Here is an 18,741-nt window from a genome sequence, read left to right as displayed (position 1 = left end):
AGTGCGTATAAGCGTTCCTGTATTACCCGGGCGGGGAATGTTCGTGCATTTCCCGCTCTTCGTTTTAAAAAATTACTTTTTGAATATTTCTATTTCATTCCCGTTGATTTTATATTGAAAATTATTGGTGAGTTGCAAAGCCAGCAAAGCCTGTTGTATCGTTTCATTCTCAAAAATGCCCTTAAACCGGTAATGCAGTAATTTTTCACCCCGGATATTGATCTTCACATCATACCATCTTTCCATTTTATCGGCCAATTGCCTGAAACTGTCTCCTTCAAAAATGAGTTTATTATACCTCCATGAAGTTTCAGACATCAGGCTGTCGGCCTTATTTCCAGGCAATGACGCCACTGCGATGTTCCGCTCTGTTGTATATGTTTTCTTTTTAGCTGTGGTACTGGCAACCGCAGGCTGCGTACGGCTATTTATTTCTTTATTAAATACCAGTTTTTCATGAGGACGAAGAATAATTTTAGGCGCCGAAGGATCATTTTTTTGTGCTATTTCAACCATACCCCTGATCAGTGTTGCTTCAATTGTAGCATCTCCGGGATAGGATTTTACATTGAAGGATGTGCCTAATACTTTAACGTCAATGCCGGAGGTATGCACTATAAACGGACGACCGCTATCTTTTACCACATCAAAAAATGCTTCCCCTTCCAATTCAACTTCTCTTATACGGCTGTTAAAGGTGTTATGGTAAGTAAGCCTGCTATCGGCATTCAGCCATACTTTTGATCCGTCTGGCAGAATTATTATGGTTGACCTGCTGCCCTTTTCAGCTATCACTTCATTTGTTTGCTTTCCCTGAAGATGATGGTTGTTGGTTGGCTTCGCTGAGAACGCATATATCCATAATGCGCCTCCTGCCGCTATTATAGCGGCAGCATACATCCATTTTTTCCATGGCTTGCGGCGCAACGGAATAAATAAGTTGTCGTAAGCATATTCATGCTGTATTTCCGGTTCTGGTAAATGCTCGGGTGCATGAACAGCAGAACTGATAATACGATTAAAAACTTCCTGTGAATTATCGTCATCCGGTGACAAAGCATCGGGTTCCTGTTTCCAGTAAGCAGAAAGCATTTCATATATATATTCATTATCAAAATGCTCCCCCAGAAGCCCCTGCAAGTCGCGCAGTTCCTCCTCTGTTGCTTCCCCCGCCAATTTACGGGCCACTAATAGGTATAACCGGCTATCCTGCTGCATGAGGTATGGTCTGTGATTAATAAGACAGGTAAATAAAACACATCTACTAAAAGAAAAAATAAATTTTCTGAAAGCGCAGGTAAAGCGTTATAGTGATGAAGCTACTCTTTGGGTTTTAATCCTTTGGCGCGAATGAGGGGATAATCAATCTCTGAACGAAGTCCGGACATTATTTTTTTTATCGCAATGGCCATCTGCGCGTCAATTGTATTTACTGAAATATTAAGTATTTCAGCCACTTCTTTATACTTCAGCTTGTCTTCCCGTACCAGCTTAAATATAATTTTACAACGGGGAGGAAGTTCATCAATGGCATGCTGAATTTTTTTGTGAAGTTCTGCTGTGATCATCAATGCTTCAGGAGAGTTGATTTCTGCCAGGTCAATATTAATACAATCAAAAGGCTGTGTAAGATTTTCTTTTGCTTTTTTAGCCAGGAAGTTGAGCGATGTGTTTTTTGTTGCAGTGTACAAATACACTTTAATATTATGTATGCCGGCAAGGCTTTGCCTTATGCTCCATATTTTAATAAAAACATCTTCCACAATTTCTTCCGCGGCTTCTTTGATTTTTACAATCGCAAAAGCAAAATAGAACAGCTTCTTATAATAAAAGTTGTACAATTGCCTGAACGACTGCTCATTTCCGGCAGCAATCTGTTGCATTAACTGCACAGATGCATTTGTAATATCATTTCCGCTTTCCATAAAAGCAATCGCCTCAATGGGCACACAACAATAGAAAATTATAACTAAATGACAATATAGTTACTGTATATGCTGCACAGCAGCCAATTGAACACTGATTCTTAACCGCACAAAAAACTGTATATATGTATTAGGATCGCTGGAGATTCAAGAAAAGAATCAGCTATCCTTCAGCTTATCATTTAGTTTATGCCTTTGGGCATCGCGTATGTTTTTCTTTTCAAAATTCTTTTGCAGGGCAGTGGTTAGGTCAACCCCGGTTTGATTGGCCAGGCAGAGCAATACCCATAATACATCTGCCATCTCATCAGACAAATCCTTTCCTTTATCGCTTTCTTTAAACGACTGCTCTCCGTATAAGCGAACCATCAACCGCGACAGTTCTCCTACTTCTTCCATTAATATCCCCAGGTTGGTGAGCTCGCCAAAATAGCGTACGCCTGTTGTTTTTATCCAGTCGTCTACCTGTTGCTGGGCCTGCTGTAATGTTATTTCCATAAAGGATTTATTAAAGAACAAAGATATTGAATGTAAATCCGAAGCCTGAATTTCGAAATTCGAAGACAAGAACCAAGCGTTCGGAACGGAACTCCAGGTGAAAGTGAGAGGTGAAAAGAGAGAAGCGAAAGGAGTATTTATTCTATCGTTAGTAGTTATTCTGATACCTACACCTGGAACCTGAGACCTGGAACCTGCAACCCGAATCAATCTCAAAAATTTCAAATCCGCTCTGTTACAAGCTATAAGCCACAAACCATAAACTTTTCTAAAATACTACCCTGAAACTCCCAAATATGCCAAAGCGATCGAATGTTTTTTCAGGCAAAGGACGGGGCAATACTTTCCAGATAAAATCAAGCCGGAATATCTTAAAAATATTATCAACCCCTGTTCCGATTTCCATATAGGGTTTGCCTTCAAGACTTTTAAATCCATTCTCCACATTGTCAAAATTATATTCTTTATTGGCCTGGCTTATATCACCCCACAACACTTTAGCGCTCCAAAACTGCCTGAACTTCAACATCCTTGTTAAAGGAATAAAACGAAATAAACCATTACCAATATTGTGTTCTACGTTTATACCCGCATACCAGTCTGTTAAATACTCATACCGGGTCATCATGTTGAAAGCGTATTTATTGTAATACCATAAATTATTTCCGGGGGGAATTTCAAGCAGGGTATAGGGCAGAGTACCGAATACTTTACCTGCATACGCATTGTAATAAATACTACCGAATGGTGATATTTTTTTGTAGTCTGAAACACTACCACCCAATTTGTGATAATTATAGCTGCTGCCCAATACTCCGGATATGCCTTTTGAATAATGCGCTTCCACAATCGGGTAATCACTGCCAATACTGATCCGGTAAAAATTGCCGTCTAAAAATTTCTCTAAGTAAGCAAATCTCAGTTTAATCCCCATTTCAAAGCTATTTAGAGACTCGCCGCCATTTGCTGTAGGAAAACTATCTTTTAAAGGAAGATTGGACAATGGGCTAGACCGCCTGCGCATTCCATTTAGTGTAACCGAAAAGCCACTGTTCCATTCCTTAAAATACTCCAGCTTTTCCTGCTCTATTTTCATATACCTGAGCGGCACATTGGGCTTTCTTAAGGCAATGGCAAATAAATTATCGCTTCCCACCTCATCGTAATAAACCTGTCCGTTATCAATATCATTAATGAAAGAGGCCATTAATGTGGAGCGCGGCGACTTGTTAAACAGGTATAAACTCTGGAACCTGCCTTTCCATTTTTGATCAGCAAAACCATAGGCCAGGTAACCAGTGAGATAAATTTTTTTATTAAATCCTGTATTGGTTCCCAAATCAAACCGTAACCTCAAACCTTCATAAGCATTGGCCGTAACCCAGTTATACCACGGGCCAATTTCATAATTTCCTACATTTTTATACCCTGTGCCAATAAAATATACCAGGTCTGTAAACCGTTGAAAGCTGGGCATTTCCATAAGGGTATCAATCATCTTATAAATGCCTTTCTCGGTTTTTGTTAATTGCTCGTGGCGTGCGCCCTGCCAATAAGCATCGGAGTGTTTGGATGCCGAATCGGATACCACCACTTCTTCTCTCAGCTTATTTTTTTGCAGTGCGTTTGTTACCGATGTATCATTGACTAATATATTGCGATAAGTGCTGGTTTTTCTTCCAATAAAATTCAAACGATTTTTATCTAAAAAAATAAAGTCAGCCACAAATTTATCCTTCGACAAAAACCATACGGAATCATTGATCAACTGGTATTCCTGGACAAGATCCAGCTTTTCAACAAAATTCAGGTTGGCCAGTTCCGAAACACGAAGATTCATTTTCATTACCGCATACGATGAGTCGGCTATCCATGCATCGCCTATAAAAGTATTTTCGCCTTTGTGTTTGGGTGTAAACAAAAAATGGAAGAACCGTCTTCCGCCTATATACTGTGTATCAGGAACGCGGTAATAATAGTAAGCAGAGCCGTAATCGCTGATGGGACTAACAAAATCCTTATCAAAAACCGGTATAAAGTTTTTATACACATTTACATTCTGATACATGCCACCCAGCATTTTGCTTATGCTTGGGTTATTAAATCCCATGGTTTTAACGGCCTTAAATTCCTCTCTTGTTTTTTGAGGTCTTCTTTGATAATAATAATCCGAAAGCGATTCGGTTAAATAGAGTGGCAAAATGGGCTTGGTTTCGCTTGTTGAGTCAATATTTTTATAAATAACAGATTTAAAGGGTTTCAGCAGCGGGAACCTGATCAGCTTGTTATTGGCGGCATCGTTGAGATCAGCCTCAAGCTTATTGTATAATTCGTAGGAAAAATTATCAAATCTTGCACGGTCATTGAATTGTTTATGCTGTACGATTTTACGCCACATGATCATTCCTTTGCCGATCTTGCTTTTTATGATCACTTCCGCATTGCTCTTCCCTCTCTCCATTTCAATGATCACCTGTATTTCTTCCAGCGTAGTATCTATAGGTAAAGCATAGTCTTCAAAACCAACAAAAGTAACCATAAGTGTATCGGAAGGCCAATGGGAAAGGGTAAAGGAAAAATTGCCTGCGGAGTCGCTCAGGGCGCCGATGGTGGTGTTTTTGAACTCAAGCGATGCAAAAGGTATCCGCTCTTCACTGTGCGAATCCTGGATATGCCCGGATATCTTTTTAACCTGCGCCGAAGCACTGAATGTAAAAACGGACAAAAATACGATGCTACTAATAATCAGCCTTTTCCAGCCCATATGCACAAAAGTAAACACACTGCAATGTATAACGTACAATAGTTTTATATATTTAGAATTGCGTTAAGAAGCCCCCTGCTGTGTCAAATGTGAAACGTGAGAAGTGAAACACTTCTTTCACCTTTATCCCCCGTCTGAATGCCAGCCCGAAAGAATCATTCAGGCGGGGTTCAGTCGCCCGCCCGGATGACACCAGTCGGACGGAGGCAGTCTCTCACTTTTCACGATAACATACAGACATCATTTGCCTGGTTTTAAGAGTAGTATAAACGAATAAGCATTCTGAACTTTTCAAACTTGATAGCCTTTTTGCTTAAAACGTTGCGCAGGTGCCAGCGACAATAATATCAAATAACAAATAATTATAAAAAAGTTTGCAGATACCAGTTTTTATTAGTTACTTTGAATTTCAAAGTACTTTTTATGGAGCAAGAACATCCCGCACTGCATACCTTAAAAGATATAAAACAAATGATGGAGCGCAGCAGCCGTTTTATCAGTTTGAGTGGATTAAGCGGTGTGGCCGCAGGCATTTGCGCTTTAGCCGGCGCCTGGTTTGCCCACCAGGTTATTTCTGGGAATGAGCCGGAAAGCTACGATTACGGGAGCCTGACGATTAACAATATTATGAGATATAAACTCTTTATTATTGCCTTGCTAACATTAAGTTCGGCCATAATAACCGCTTTTTTGTTTACCTACATAAAAAGTAAAAAAAACAATATTCCCGTCTGGAGTACCGCCACCAAAAGATTAATACTGAATTTTTGCATCCCCTTATTTGCCGGAGGGGTATTTTTACTGCGCATAACAGAACTGGGGTATTTTGGAATGATCGCTCCGGGATGCCTTTTGTTTTATGGAATAGCCCTTGTAAATGCCAGTAAGTATACCCTGGGAGAGGTTAGGTATCTAGGATATGCACAAATCGTATTGGGATTGACCAGTTGCTGGTTTCCTGAACTTAGTTTAGTTTTCTGGACCCTTGGATTTGGCATATTGCATATTGTATATGGCGCTGCAATGTGGTGGAAATATGATAAGAAAAGATAAAGGATACAGGGCATTTTCGCGCTGCTTCATGTCTTTAAAAAAATGGAATGAAAAATCCGATAGAAAATTTAAATAAAATATTTGACAGCCGCATACGGTTAGGCATTATGAGTTCACTTATGGTGAATGAAGATCTTAATTTTAACCAGTTAAAAGAAATCATAGGCGTTACCGACGGTAACCTGGCATCCCATTTAAAAACCCTGGAAGAAAATGAATATATTAAAGTGCAAAAAGGGTTTATAGGCAGAAAAACCAATACCACCTATGCAGTTACTAAAAATGGAGAGAAAGCATTTAAGCAGCACTTAGAAGGTTTGGGGCAAATGATCAAATTAATAGAGTAATTTTTTTTCTTAATATACTTTGAATTTCAAAGCGCTTTTAAAAAATAAAATCATGGATACGACAAGCACATCCCATTTTCTATCGTCCAACAGGCTTACCATTAAAGGTATTATAGTAGCCGGCCTGATACTTATTATGCTTATACCCACTTTATTTATCATGAACCTGGTAAGTGAAAGAGCGGACCGCCAGGAAACCGTTGCCAAAGAAGTAAGTGCTAAATGGGCAACGGAACAAACATTCACCGGTCCGATGCTGGTAATACCTTACAGGGAAAGCATTCAATCGGAAGATGGAAAAACAACAGTGTATAAAAAGTATGCTTACTTTTTACCCGACCAGTTAAAGATAAATGGGGTATTGGAACCTGAGATAAGGCACAGAAGTATATACAACATCGTTGTATACCGGGCAAACATGCAGATAGAGGGTTATTTTAGCCCCATACAAACTGAAGGACTACAAATTGCAAAGGAGGATTTACAAATGCACGAAGCATTTGTTTGCATCGGGTTGAATGATTTCAGGGGCATTGAAGACCAGTTAAGCCTTTCATGGAATGATAGCAGCCATATTTTTAATGCAGGGATGCCGGATGATCACATCATTAAAAACGGATTGCACACTCCTGTTGCATTAAATGATAATGATCTTGCAAAATCAAATACCTTTAAACTGCAGTTGCATTTACGGGGCTCCGAAAATTTGTCTTTCACCCCTGTGGGTAAAACCACTGATGTACATTTTACTTCAGCATGGACTAACCCTTCTTTTGATGGCAGTTTTTTGCCTGTAACTACACCGCAAATAACTGAAAAGGGTTTCAGTGCTGAATGGAAGGTGCAGCATTTAAACCGCAACTATCCCCAATGCTGGAAAGACGGCAACTATAATATAGCGGATTCACGGTTCGGCATTACGCTTTTGCAGCCGGTTGATTCTTATTCAAAGACAATGCGCTCCGTTAAATATGCCATCCTTTTCATCGCACTTACGTTTGGACTGTATTTTTTTCTTGAAATATTGCAAAAAAGAACTGTTCATCCCATTCAATATGTACTGGTGGGACTGGCATTAAGCATTTTCTACACTTTATTGCTATCCATTTCTGAATACATCCGGTTTAATATAGCATACAGCATAGCGGCTGCAGCAACAGTTGCACTCATTACCCTTTATACAAAAAGCATATTTCATAAGTGGAAGATTGCAATACTGTTTGGCGTTATGCTTACCACATTGTATACATTCATTTTTATATTGCTGCAACTCCAGGATGGTGCTTTGCTTTTTGGAAGCATAGGCTTATTTATAGTATTGGCCGTAGTGATGTACTATTCGCGAAAAATAAACTGGTACATTTAAAGTAAATACAGCTCATGAAATTCATTCAATCCCTGCAATATGCCTTGACGGGCATCGCTACTTTTTTCAGGAACGAAACAAACGGGCAGATCCAACTGTGCGCGGCAATAATAGCGGTAATCCTGGGATGGGTGTTTCAAATTGATGCTATGGAATGGCTGGTTGTTGTGCTTTGCATAATGGTGGTGCTAACACTTGAAATGATAAACACTGCTATAGAAAAATGGTGTGATGTAGTGCATCCCGGTTATCACCCGCAAATTAAAATTATAAAAGACATAGCCGCCGGAGCGGTATTATTGGCCGCTCTTGGCAGTGTAATGGCCGGCGCTATTATTTTTTTACCAAAAATTATTTCATTTTTTCAAAATTGGATATGAAAAAAATACAAACCATAACGGGAATGATTTACCTGTCGCTTTTGTTTACATTGTTAATGATCGGCGCAAGAATAGCCTATAGCAGGGAAGTATACGGCACATTTCTTGTATGGAATCTTTTTTTGGCATGGGTACCTTTTGCATTCAGCAAGATACTGTATGCAAAGAAAACTGCTCGCAAATGGATACCATATGCCGTGGTATTTGCATGGCTCATTTTCTTTCCCAATGCGCCCTATATCATCACAGATTTTTTTCATCTGCAACACCGGCCTCCCGTCCCTTTGTGGTACGACCTGGTAATATTGTTCTGGGCATCATGGAATGGTTTGCTGCTGGGCTTTATTTCCTTGCTGAATGTTGAAAGATTTTTATTAACACAGTTTAAGCCCAAAATAGTAAATGGAACTGTATGGCTTTTTATGGTACTTTGTGCCTTTGGCGTTTACGCCGGCCGTTACCTGCGCTGGAATAGCTGGGATATAGTAGCCAACCCGCATGATATTATGAGAGATGTAAAATACATCGCATTAAACCCCGAAGACAACCTGCGCACCTGGGGCGTAACCTTTATTTTTTCGGTGCTGATGATGACCTGCTATTTAACGATTAAAAGTTTTAAACAGGCGATTACCACGAGTAAGGAATAAGGCAAAATGAAATGTTTGTGAATGGTGAGAGGTGGAAGAGCCCACTTACCACTCACTACTCACTTAAAAATCCAGACCCAAAGAAAAATACCACATTGGTTTACCATTAAAGAAGCCGCTCATGGGCCAGCCGGCATCCACTCTCAAAAAGTAGCCCAACAAAGTGCTTCTCACTCCAAAACCATATCCTCCCACAAAAGGACCTACGCCACTACTCTTAAAAGTTACCTGAACAGGAGGGAAGCCATAAGTTGCCGATGGCCGGCCGATTTTGTCGTAAGCTCCATTCCATGCGGTTCCCAGATCAATGAACTGAACCAACTGGAAATTCCTTAAGAAAGCATTGTTTATTGGACGGCTTAATAAAGTAGTAAAAACAGGAAGTCTGAATTCGCTGTTGATGACTACCGCATTATTACCATTGGCAGCATTTTGCCTGTAACCCCTGAGGTTAACCGCCAGCGATTGATAAGCATATGTTTGATCCTGCGCAGGCTGGTTTGCATCGTTGAACTTGGGAGAAATCCAGCTATCGGTACCACCGAGATAATATAGTATTTTCTGACTACCCCATGAAATATCCACAGCGCCGCGGCCGGCCCATATAAAATTGCGGTAAATGGGATAGTAATAACGGATATCCGTACCTACATTAAACGTAAATTTCCCTTGTTTTTGTTTTGTTAGATCAGTATTAATGTCGGTATAGATTTTATACCGCAACCCATTCCAGATATTTAATGCGGGGTTGATGCTGTTATCATGCACGTATTCAAAATGAGTAAGTATCGAATTTTTTACGGTATCCTTAATCGCTAATGCAGGAGGGTAATTAACATTGGTTCTGATCGCTACCCTGTCGGTACGCAAAGCTACATTTGCACGAAGGCTTCTTACTTTATCCCAGGGATAAGAAACATTCACCTGGTAAATATTGGAATACAATTTATTCTCTAAGGCGCTCAGGGGAAAATCATCTGCTTTATAAAAAGGGAAATTTGTTACCGTTGAACGATAGTAGGTAAGTCCCCAGTCTAATCTTTTGCGCATATTATAAAAACTAAACAGCACATCTTTATCATCAAGATTAAGCCCCAAACGGAACCCGCCTATGAATTTGATATCTTCAAAAAGATCAGAAACTCCAATTCTTACAATGCCATTTAAATTAGAGCTCCCGTTTGTAAGATAGATAGGCCCGCCGCCACCGCCATAAGGTTGCCAGCGCGTCATTAATACGGAATTGTTGAAACCTGAAACGGAATATTCCGTTGCAAACTTCAACCTGTAATCATATAGCTTGGCCTGCGAAAGTACCGTTTCATCTACGGGCTGATCGTTTACATCCATTACCCGGCCTTCAACTGTACTATCCTTTTTCTCCTCTTCAAATTCACTTTGAAAAATATCGCCTTCACTCGGGGTGCTGTCAACCGGCTGATAAATGGTAGCTGCGCCTTTTACAACCTTATCGTCCTCTATTACTTTCTTCATGTATTCCGTAGGCCGCACATTTATATTTCTTCTCTTCAGCGCATCCTCATTTACTTTAAGTTTATACAACATTTTAAGATCACCCTCCTGCCGTACTTCCGACACTTGTCCGCCATCGCCTGCTATCCTGGTTTCCTGTAGTCCGCTCTGGTAATTGGTTATAGGAAAGGCATAGGCCGAATCGGTGGTAACCGCCATATAGCCTATGGAATCGGGTTCATTTTTGTTCCAAACCTGTAGTATGGAGTCTAAATCGGCAGTGGTAGGGTTGCGCAATAATTCATCGCCAACTTTGTATATCGTATCCACGCCTGCTTTACGGGTAGTAAAAAATCCGGCATACCGGTTGGCGATCCCCATTTCATCATTTACAAATGTAAAATGGTTGGTATTATACTGCATAGGGTAACGCGCATTACCATATTTTACATGGGTAAGCTGCGAAACCTGCCTGAACTCACTCCGGTTCCAGTTGTCAACTAAAAATATATTGTATTGGTTATTGGATGGTAAAGCAGTATCGCTGTTAACAGCATTGCCCGATGGACGGTTGGAAGAAAATATAATACCTGTTCTGTTGGGAAATGCCACAAAGGAAGGATCAAGATCATCATACACATCATTGGTAATTTGCTCCAGTGTTTGTTCCTTTATTTTGTATACAAAAACATCGGAGTACCCATTTTTTACTGCGCTGAACAAAAGTGTATTCTCATCAAGCATGTATTTTACATCGGTTACCTGGTCAAATTCTTCTGGCAGCTCCTGCTTAAATTTTTTGAGCCTTGTTACCAGGTCAAAAACAAACATTTTCAGCTTATTCTTTTCCATATATACTACCACCAGTTTCGATCCTTTAGGATCCCAGGCCAGTTGCGGGTAGTTGGGGTTGATCTCATTTTGATTATCAAGCACCCCCGATTTCAATAAAATTTTCCTTTTAAATCCAAAATCTTCCAGCTCAATGCGATAAATGCCTTTTTTAAACCGCACCACGGCATAGGTACTGTTGCGGGGATTGGGATTGGCCTGAAAGCGATAATAATCCAGGTTCTTGTTCACTTCTTCCAAAGCTACTACGCTGCCCTTGGGAGCATTGCGCCTTCCTCTCAGATCCTTATAGTATTTATCAGCCTCCTTTTCCATGAATTCGTTCAATACTTCTTTAAACTTCTTCTTGGTTACCTTTAAGCTGGCCGAATTCAGGCTTTTGTATATCCTTGCCAGGTAAAGAAAATAGGTAACATTGTCTTTCCTGTAATTGTCTGCAATAAAGCGCCAGAAAGCATGACCTGCCAGCTCTGGTTTATCGAATGCAAACTGGTAAAAGGTTCTGTACTCACCGGAAAGCAGGGCTGATTTTAATTTATCATCCAAAGCGGGGCTCCAGTTCTCTGCAGCATACATGATGTATCCTTCGGTTAGCCATTTAGGTAAGTCAAGCAATGCCTGGTTGCTGGCAAATTCACCCAGATCATCACCAAATAATAAATTCTCAAGTAATATTTTAGCGATTCCCTGCCGGATCTGTTTTTTTAAATTTTCATGATCACCATTAAAATAAACGATCATTTTATTGTTCACAAACTTGGTAACGCCGCCTGTATTTTGCCAGTCAATGCCCAACCCTATATTGGATTGCTCCAGTTCATTAAAGCTATTATACATTACAATATTGATCCTTCGCTGCGACCCGTATTCTACAAAATCTTCCAGTCCGGGCAATTCTTTTTCTGCCAATTGCGCAGCATATTTCCCCAATGCCAGTCCGTTTTGACTAAAGTATACATTAAAGTTTTTTGTTTGATAATACCGCCATTTAAATTTTTCATACTGTACCCTGTTTTTCCCGAATTCTACCGAATTTACCTGGGCGAATGCTTCCTGCTGTATAATGAAAGAAAGAGCAACCAACGTTAAGTTTCCAAAATAGTACCGTAGCCTGTTCTGTAAGATTCCCATAATTTCGTGCATTCTTATATTAAAATTAGCGTTTTTAAGGTACAAAAAAACATTATGCTGGCTGTTAAAGTTTTCATATTTAGCCCTGTACAGGAGAATACATATCTGCTGTATAATGAACAGAAAGATTGTATTATAATTGATCCGGGATGCTATTACGATGAGGAACGGGAAGAACTGGCTTCCTTTATAAAGAATAACGCCTTAACGCCTAAGTTGTTGTTAAACACACATTGCCATCTTGATCACGTTTTTGGCAATAAATGGATTGCAGAAAAATACGGATTAAAGCTCCACCTTCATGAAAAAGAGAAACCGGTTTTAGACTATGCACCCACCTCCGGTTTAATGTGGAACCTGCCTTTCGATAATTATAAAGGTGAAGTGCTGTATTTACGGGAAAACGATACGGTATCATTGGGTGAAGATAGCCTTGAGGTTTTTTTTACGCCAGGGCATTCACCCGGCAGCGTTATCTTTTATTGCAAAAAGCAACAGTTCGTAATTGGCGGCGATGTGCTGTTCAGGATGAGCATTGGCCGCACAGATTTACCCGGCGGTAATTATGATGAACTGCTTAACAGCATACGCAGCAGGCTCTTTGTTCTGCCCGATGAAACGATCGTATATTCCGGTCATGGAGAACATACTACCATTGGGTTTGAAAAAAAGCACAATCCATACGCGGGGATTTAAAATTTGAAACTTGTCTGCCAACAGGCAGGTTGATGATTTGAGATGGATTCGGATTGCAGTGTGCCGGGTACAAGGTTCCAACTTTCAGGATGCAGGGAGTATCCGTTGTTGCAATTAGCAATCAGGTATCAGGTGAGTTACTACTAACGACTGAATGAATACCCCTTCTTTCACTTCTCTCTTTTCACCTCTCACCACGCTCTTGATTGCATTTCGCTTCGGATTATTTCTCGCAAAGGGCGCAACGCATGCAAAAGACGCAAAGGAAATTCGTTCACTTCTTACCAATCATTTGTCAGTTGCAGCATTGTTCAATTTTATTCAATAGTTGAAATGGAAGATTTTTTGCTCGACATTGTAATAAAGCACCGTCCCTCTCTGCTGCGTGGAGAGGGAAAGTAGGGGAGGTCATCATTCCATACTGCCCATTTGCCGTGTATACGCTTTAATGAATAAAGCGCCCAGATTTTTATAAGGGGGTATATAATTATCGAATCGCTCTTTAGCTTCACCGGTTGGAAACTGAGCGGCTAAATCTTTCCATATAGGCAGCCATTCAATGTCTTTGCCTTCCTTTAAATGGTCATTTATTTCCTTCAAAATGGGTTCATTAATAACTCTTGTGCCTACCTCTTTTGAAGAAATAATATGTGCATCAGGGCATGTTCTCAACACATCGTCGAGATTGTGAAACCCGCCACAGGAGCCTAAGATTACAATTTTTGAGGAGGGGGGGAGGTTTCTGATGGTTGAACCTACCCAATAGCTATGCCCTCTGTGAATGGTTATGCCCGGTTTAAGATTCTTCTTTTCCAAAAACTGGTGCAAATGTGTTTGGGCAACCGAGTCCAGTCCTTTTTCATAATCCAATGGCAGGTTCGCATAAATAAAAACCGGTTTTCCTTTGGTTGATTTTATTTCCACCCATTCCGCACTGCGTTTTACTTTCCAGTCGGACCCCGTAAACATGGTCATAAAATTGGCATACGATTCTTTACCATCCTGGTCGCCATAAAAGAAAACCTGTTGCACAATGCGTCCGCTGTCGTCTAAAAGATCTTTATAATTTACCCTGTATACAGGTGGTATATTCAATTTTGCGGAAACATCAATGCTGCTGTCCTGTGATGACTGGAAAATGGTTTGTAAAATATCATAAATAACGATGGCTCTTTTGTCCTGTGTTTCTTTTGCCTGTATGAGGTTTTTTTCAATTTCCTGGTCTATGAGTTTTTTTACCAGTGGATTCTTAATGCTTCCATACGAGTCCGCAACATCTACTGCATCTTCAAGGGTGCCGCTCTTTTCAAGTCCCCGCACAAAAGCCATCATTAAACGCTGCGAATTGCTATCGGGCATCGTTTGCAGAAATTCATCCAGCTTATTATAACCAGCAGCCAGCCTGATGAATTTTTTAAAGCGATCAAACCGCACACTCATCAGTAACGAATCGCCCGAAGGAACGGTCATGCGCTGCATCATGCGGTTAAATACGCCTTTATAACTCGAAGTATACATTACATCTTCACCCAAAACAATAAGGTAATACAATTCCTGCGGTGTAAGCGGATCGGTAATTTTAAACCGGGCATTATCCGGGAGATCATGCAGGGCGTTAATCTGGTCAATATATACATTTTTGGCCCTGTCCTGCAGTTTAATCAATAGTTTATCATGAGCCAGCGGAGTATCTTTTTTGATCATCCTTTCTGCATAGCCAATCTGGGTTTTAACCAATAAACGGTAATACAGCAGGTTATCATCCATGGCATGAAATATATCGGGCATGGTTAAACGTCCATGTACAATCTCATCGAGAAAGGGATAATATTGCTGCCCGCTTTTGCTGCTGGCGATAGCAACAATAGCTTTAACGAGCGAATCCCTGTTTCTTCTTATCAAACGACCTGCCTGGGTACGTGTAGCGGCGGCATAATCATATAGCTGATTGGGATTTCGATGTGCCGTTGCTTTAACAAGGCTGTCGGCAAAAGGAACATTGTAGTACTGTTCCAGCATAGAAAGGGTTTTGTCGGGATATTTTTGACAGAATTTCCTGAATAAAATAATACGGGATGCTTCAAACCCCTGGTTTTCATACATAGCGCTTCCACTTCCATTAATGTTGATATTGCCCACCTCGTAAGAAGCGCTTTCAACGATAGAGCGGATATCCTGCTTTTTAATATCGGCTGCCATTAAGGCTTTATAATTTTCCAGTAATTCCCGGGCAAGAACGGCAGTAAAACTTTTGTTGCGCCAACCCGCATTAAATCCTTTAAGGAGGTTTTCCAACCCGCTCAGGTATTTTACTTTTAATCTATGATCAAGCTGGGTACCCGATTCTATTGAATCCTTTAATATATCAACTTCTTTTATTAATGCATTTGTAACCAGTGTATTTATCTCTTTATTTGCAGATGCATTGATCCAGTCTCCGTTCCCTCCATTAAAATGCAATGCCAGTTGCTGTTCCTTTTCAATATTTTCATGATACCGGACACGGGCTATATTCACTTTCTTTTTTAAAGTATCAATATTGGCAGTTGCAGCTTCTGAAAAAAGGAATAATGCGATGAGTATAGATATTGTCTTATACATATATATTGAACTGCTACAAAATTAAGGTTATTAGATGAACGAGGTTATTGCCGGATTTTGCAAAAATATCACCTGTTTAATGAAGGACAATAACTCAACCCATTAACGTTATCAGAGAGAATTTAGTGCCAAACTGCGAAATGGGTTAACAATTTCATAATCCCGGCCTTGAGGGACATATGGCCGGCCGGGTTATTTTTGCGTAAACATATTGTTAATGGAGCAGAAAGGGAAAATACTGATCGCTGATGATGAGCCGGATATCCTGGAGATTGTGAGCTACAACCTCAGAAAAGAAGGCTACGAAACAATTACAGCCAAAGATGGAGAGGAAGCCCTGCATAAAGCAAAACTTATCAAGCCTGATCTGATTATGCTGGATGTAATGATGCCTTATAAAACAGGCATGGAGGTATGCAAAACATTGCGGTCATTACCCGCGTTCCACGACACGCTTATCATTTTTCTTACCGCATTAAGCGATGAAGTATCACATATTAAGGGACTCGAATACGGTGCAGATGATTACATTAGCAAGCCGGTTAGCCCTAAAATATTGGTGACCAAAGTAAATACGCTGTTCAGGAGAGTACAAAAACCTGAAAATGATAAAATTTTACAGGCTGGCAATATAACGATTGACCCCGTAAGGTTTATTGTTCTGGTGAATGACCAGGAACTCGTTTTAGCCAAAAAAGAATTTGAACTGCTGCATCTCCTGGCTACTAAACCAGGAAGAGTGTTCCTGCGCAATGAAATATTAAGCCAGATATGGGGAACTGAAGTAATTGTTGGAGACAGAACTATTGATGTCCATATCAGGAAAATCCGACAGAAGCTGGGTATAGACTGCATCACCACCGTAAAAGGAGTGGGATACAAAATGGTAATATGATCGGGCGTCTTTTGCAATAAGGAAGATGAATGACTTCACCTGAACAGGTATTCTACTTTGTTTGTTGCCTGCTATATATGAATCCCCTGCATTTTAACTTTACATTCAGGCAATTGTAATGGCAATGTGTTATCTTATGAAATATCTTTAAGATAAAGCCCGGCGCTTGTCAATGGGCTAAATGATCAATCCTTCGACAACTGAATTTATGCTCACTAAAAAAAACTTTTCCCCCCGCCAGTTGGCAGGCTTTACGGCATTCTTTATTGCACTTCCTGTAGCCGCAGGTATCTTTTTATTAAAGCCATTGTGGTGGGTGTTTGTAATGGCATTCGTTATTGTTATGGCCGGAAGCTATGCCCTGATATTATATACCCTTCAGCGGTTTATTTACAGAAAGATTAAGCTCATTTATAAATTCATTTATCAAACAAAAGCCAGTAAAAGAGAGGAATTTTATTATAAGAATTTGCTTCCGCAAAAAAGTATGGACGAAGTAAGTGAAGATGTTGAAAAATGGGCCGAGCAAAAGAAAAAAGAAATTGAGATATTAAAAGCGAATGAAGCCTACCGTAAAGAATTTTTGCAAAACCTTTCGCACGAATTAAAAACCCCCATTTTTGCTATACAGGGATATGTAGAAACTTTGTTGGCCGGAGCTGCAGAGAACACAGAAGTAAGTACAAAATTTTTAAATAACACATCAAAAAATGTATCCCGGCTGGTAAACCTGCTCAATGACCTGGATGAGATTACCAGGCTTGAAAGCGGGGAACAAATATTGTATAAAGAGAATTTCGTTATACAGGATCTTGTTCGGGAAGTGTTCGATTCGCTTTCCTTACTGGCCACAAATAGAGGAGTTAGATTAGGGCTAAAAAAAGGTTGCGAAGCGCCTATTGTTGTTTTTGCGGATAAGGAAAAAATAAGGCAGGTGCTTATTAATCTTACAGACAATGCTATAAAGTATGGCAAAACCAATGGTAATGTAACCGCGAGCGCCTATATAACAGACGAAAGGCATGTGCTGGTGGAAATAAGCGATGATGGCATTGGGATTGCTGAAGAACACATTCCACGGATATCTGAAAGATTTTACCGCACCGATGCCGCCAGGAGCAGAAAAGAAGGAGGAAGCGGGCTGGGGCTTGCTATTTGCAAACATATTATTGAAGCGCACGGTCAAAGTATTCATATTCGCAGCAAACCAGACGTAGGTACCACCTTCGGCTTTATTTTGAATGCAAAAAAAGAATAGCACTTACAAATCAGGTAAAAAGCCCATGTGAAATCACTTACATTACCGTAAAAATACTATCGAAAGGCTTGTCAGACGTGATTTTAAGCATGAAAAATCTTGCAAAAATCAAAAAACATTGTAATTTAGTCCCAGTTTTCATAGGGTACGGATTAAAAACGGGCCAGGGTTTCCACCCAGGCCCAATTTATTAATATTATTTTTTCCTGATTTATTCTTTGTTTGAAAACAAGGTTTTTATAAATTAATTTTCTCAAATCTATATCCTTTTTCAGTAAAATGTGCCAGTACTTTCGGTAATGCATAGGCTAAGTTTGACCAGGCCTTTGCGCTGTCATGGAACACAATAATACTTCCCGGTTTAGCTGAAACTATTACATTTTTCAAACAGGATTCACCTGAAACCGTAGCATCAAAGTCTCCGCTCAGTACCGACCACATTACCACTTTCATTTTAAAAGAATCCCTAAGATATTTGAGTTGAAATTTTGATATTTTTCCATAAGGAGGCCTGAACAAAGCAGAGTCAATATTTTTTCCTGCTTCTGCAATGTCTTTGAAATACGCCATATCATTCGCTTTCCATCCATTTAAGTGATTGAAAGTGTGATTGCCTGCACGGTGTCCCTGATTTAAAATACGACGATATATATCATTGTGTTGGGTTACATTTTTGCCAACACAAAAAAATGTAGCTTTTGCATTATATTTTTCCAATTCGTTTAATACAAAAGAAGTGGCCCGAGGATGCGGCCCATCATCAAAAGTGAGATATAAAACCTTTTCATCCGCTTGCATATCCCATATGCAGGCGGGATATAATTTTTTTATCCACCAGGGTGTTTTTACAAA

Annotated in this window: 15 protein-coding genes; 8 read left to right on the top strand and 7 right to left on the bottom strand. The window is 40.0% G+C overall.

Translation table 11 applies throughout. The features are described 5' to 3' along the window. Positions 1-72 precede the first annotated feature (72 nt). The 4 genes from FRX45_RS07405 to FRX45_RS07390 form a co-directional block, all read right to left on the bottom strand. Positions 73-1,218: a FecR family protein gene (locus tag FRX45_RS07405; RefSeq protein ID WP_152267768.1), complete on the bottom strand. Its 1,146-nt coding sequence runs from the start codon at positions 1,216-1,218 to the stop codon at positions 73-75. 101 nt (positions 1,219-1,319) lie between these two features. Further along, positions 1,320-1,949, bottom strand: coding sequence for an RNA polymerase sigma-70 factor (locus FRX45_RS07400; RefSeq protein WP_226805069.1), 630 nt, complete (start codon positions 1,947-1,949; stop codon positions 1,320-1,322). Between the two features lie 135 nt (positions 1,950-2,084). Beyond that, positions 2,085-2,423 carry a nucleotide pyrophosphohydrolase gene (locus FRX45_RS07395; protein ID WP_226805067.1) on the bottom strand — a complete coding sequence of 113 codons (339 nt, stop codon included), beginning with the start codon at positions 2,421-2,423 and terminating at the stop codon, positions 2,085-2,087. Between the two features lie 268 nt (positions 2,424-2,691). Then, entirely contained in the window at positions 2,692-5,187 is a 2,496-nt protein-coding gene (locus tag FRX45_RS07390) for a DUF5686 family protein (protein ID WP_152267767.1), read from the bottom strand. Between the two features lie 423 nt (positions 5,188-5,610). Here FRX45_RS07390 and FRX45_RS07385 point away from each other — a divergent pair, with 423 nt between their 5' ends. From FRX45_RS07385 to FRX45_RS07365, 5 genes are read left to right on the top strand one after another with little or no spacing between them, the layout of a single operon-like run. After that, complete coding sequence (locus FRX45_RS07385) at positions 5,611-6,240, top strand: hypothetical protein (protein WP_152267766.1); 630 nt, start codon at positions 5,611-5,613, stop codon at positions 6,238-6,240. A gap of 47 nt (positions 6,241-6,287) precedes the next feature. Next, entirely contained in the window at positions 6,288-6,587 is a 300-nt protein-coding gene (locus tag FRX45_RS07380) for a winged helix-turn-helix domain-containing protein (protein ID WP_152267765.1), read from the top strand. Positions 6,588-6,639: 52 nt separating this feature from the next. Further along, positions 6,640-7,953: a cell envelope integrity protein CreD gene (creD, locus tag FRX45_RS07375; protein WP_152267764.1), complete on the top strand. Its 1,314-nt coding sequence runs from the start codon at positions 6,640-6,642 to the stop codon at positions 7,951-7,953. A 14-nt stretch (positions 7,954-7,967) separates the two neighbouring features. Continuing rightward, entirely contained in the window at positions 7,968-8,333 is a 366-nt protein-coding gene (locus tag FRX45_RS07370; RefSeq protein WP_152267763.1) for a diacylglycerol kinase family protein, read from the top strand. Further along, the gene (locus FRX45_RS07365) at positions 8,330-8,983 is read left to right on the top strand and encodes a DUF1361 domain-containing protein (RefSeq protein ID WP_152267762.1); all 654 of its coding nucleotides are present in this window, start codon (positions 8,330-8,332) and stop codon (positions 8,981-8,983) included. The genes FRX45_RS07370 and FRX45_RS07365 overlap by 4 nt, the downstream gene beginning before the upstream one ends. A 63-nt stretch (positions 8,984-9,046) precedes the next feature. Here the strand turns inward: FRX45_RS07365 and FRX45_RS07360 are convergent, their stop codons facing one another. Then, entirely contained in the window at positions 9,047-12,439 is a 3,393-nt protein-coding gene (locus FRX45_RS07360) for a hypothetical protein (protein ID WP_226805065.1), read from the bottom strand. 54 nt (positions 12,440-12,493) lie between these two features. Here FRX45_RS07360 and FRX45_RS07355 point away from each other — a divergent pair, with 54 nt between their 5' ends. Next, positions 12,494-13,135: an MBL fold metallo-hydrolase gene (locus FRX45_RS07355; RefSeq protein ID WP_152267761.1), complete on the top strand. Its 642-nt coding sequence runs from the start codon at positions 12,494-12,496 to the stop codon at positions 13,133-13,135. A 411-nt stretch (positions 13,136-13,546) separates the two neighbouring features. Here FRX45_RS07355 and FRX45_RS07350 read toward each other — a convergent pair whose 3' ends face one another. Next, complete coding sequence (locus FRX45_RS07350) at positions 13,547-15,736, bottom strand: hypothetical protein (RefSeq protein WP_152267760.1); 2,190 nt, start codon at positions 15,734-15,736, stop codon at positions 13,547-13,549. 217 nt (positions 15,737-15,953) lie between these two features. Between FRX45_RS07350 and FRX45_RS07345 the strand changes: the two genes are divergently transcribed. Together FRX45_RS07345 and FRX45_RS07340 are read left to right on the top strand one after the other, a co-directional pair. Continuing rightward, on the top strand, positions 15,954-16,631 hold the full coding sequence (locus tag FRX45_RS07345; protein WP_152267759.1) for a response regulator transcription factor: 678 nt from the start codon (positions 15,954-15,956) through the stop codon (positions 16,629-16,631). Between the two features lie 208 nt (positions 16,632-16,839). Continuing rightward, positions 16,840-17,889, top strand: a complete 1,050-nt coding sequence (locus FRX45_RS07340) for a sensor histidine kinase (protein ID WP_152267758.1) — start codon at positions 16,840-16,842, stop codon at positions 17,887-17,889. A 237-nt stretch (positions 17,890-18,126) separates the two neighbouring features. Here FRX45_RS07340 and FRX45_RS07335 read toward each other — a convergent pair whose 3' ends face one another. Continuing rightward, positions 18,127-18,687: a polysaccharide deacetylase family protein gene (locus FRX45_RS07335; RefSeq protein ID WP_226805113.1), complete on the bottom strand. Its 561-nt coding sequence runs from the start codon at positions 18,685-18,687 to the stop codon at positions 18,127-18,129. Positions 18,688-18,741 lie beyond the last annotated feature (54 nt).

Origin of the sequence: Agriterribacter humi, assembly GCF_009192765.1 — a bacterium.
Lineage (GTDB): Bacteria > Bacteroidota > Bacteroidia > Chitinophagales > Chitinophagaceae > Agriterribacter > Agriterribacter humi.
Note: the sequence above shows the minus strand (reverse complement) of the source record. Positions and strands in the feature narration are given on the sequence as shown.

Coding starts and splice junctions, on each gene's coding strand:
- FRX45_RS07405 (WP_152267768.1), bottom strand. CDS start 1,218: ATGCAGCAGGATAGCCGGTTATACCTATTAGTGGCCCGTAAATTGGCG.
- FRX45_RS07395 (WP_226805067.1), bottom strand. CDS start 2,423: ATGGAAATAACATTACAGCAGGCCCAGCAACAGGTAGACGACTGGATA.
- FRX45_RS07390 (WP_152267767.1), bottom strand. CDS start 5,187: ATGGGCTGGAAAAGGCTGATTATTAGTAGCATCGTATTTTTGTCCGTT.
- FRX45_RS07385 (WP_152267766.1), top strand. CDS start 5,611: ATGGAGCAAGAACATCCCGCACTGCATACCTTAAAAGATATAAAACAA.
- FRX45_RS07380 (WP_152267765.1), top strand. CDS start 6,288: ATGAAAAATCCGATAGAAAATTTAAATAAAATATTTGACAGCCGCATA.
- creD (WP_152267764.1), top strand. CDS start 6,640: ATGGATACGACAAGCACATCCCATTTTCTATCGTCCAACAGGCTTACC.
- FRX45_RS07370 (WP_152267763.1), top strand. CDS start 7,968: ATGAAATTCATTCAATCCCTGCAATATGCCTTGACGGGCATCGCTACT.
- FRX45_RS07365 (WP_152267762.1), top strand. CDS start 8,330: ATGAAAAAAATACAAACCATAACGGGAATGATTTACCTGTCGCTTTTG.
- FRX45_RS07360 (WP_226805065.1), bottom strand. CDS start 12,439: ATGGGAATCTTACAGAACAGGCTACGGTACTATTTTGGAAACTTAACG.
- FRX45_RS07355 (WP_152267761.1), top strand. CDS start 12,494: ATGCTGGCTGTTAAAGTTTTCATATTTAGCCCTGTACAGGAGAATACA.
- FRX45_RS07350 (WP_152267760.1), bottom strand. CDS start 15,736: ATGTATAAGACAATATCTATACTCATCGCATTATTCCTTTTTTCAGAA.
- FRX45_RS07345 (WP_152267759.1), top strand. CDS start 15,954: ATGGAGCAGAAAGGGAAAATACTGATCGCTGATGATGAGCCGGATATC.
- FRX45_RS07340 (WP_152267758.1), top strand. CDS start 16,840: ATGCTCACTAAAAAAAACTTTTCCCCCCGCCAGTTGGCAGGCTTTACG.
- FRX45_RS07335 (WP_226805113.1), bottom strand. CDS start 18,687: ATGCAAGCGGATGAAAAGGTTTTATATCTCACTTTTGATGATGGGCCG.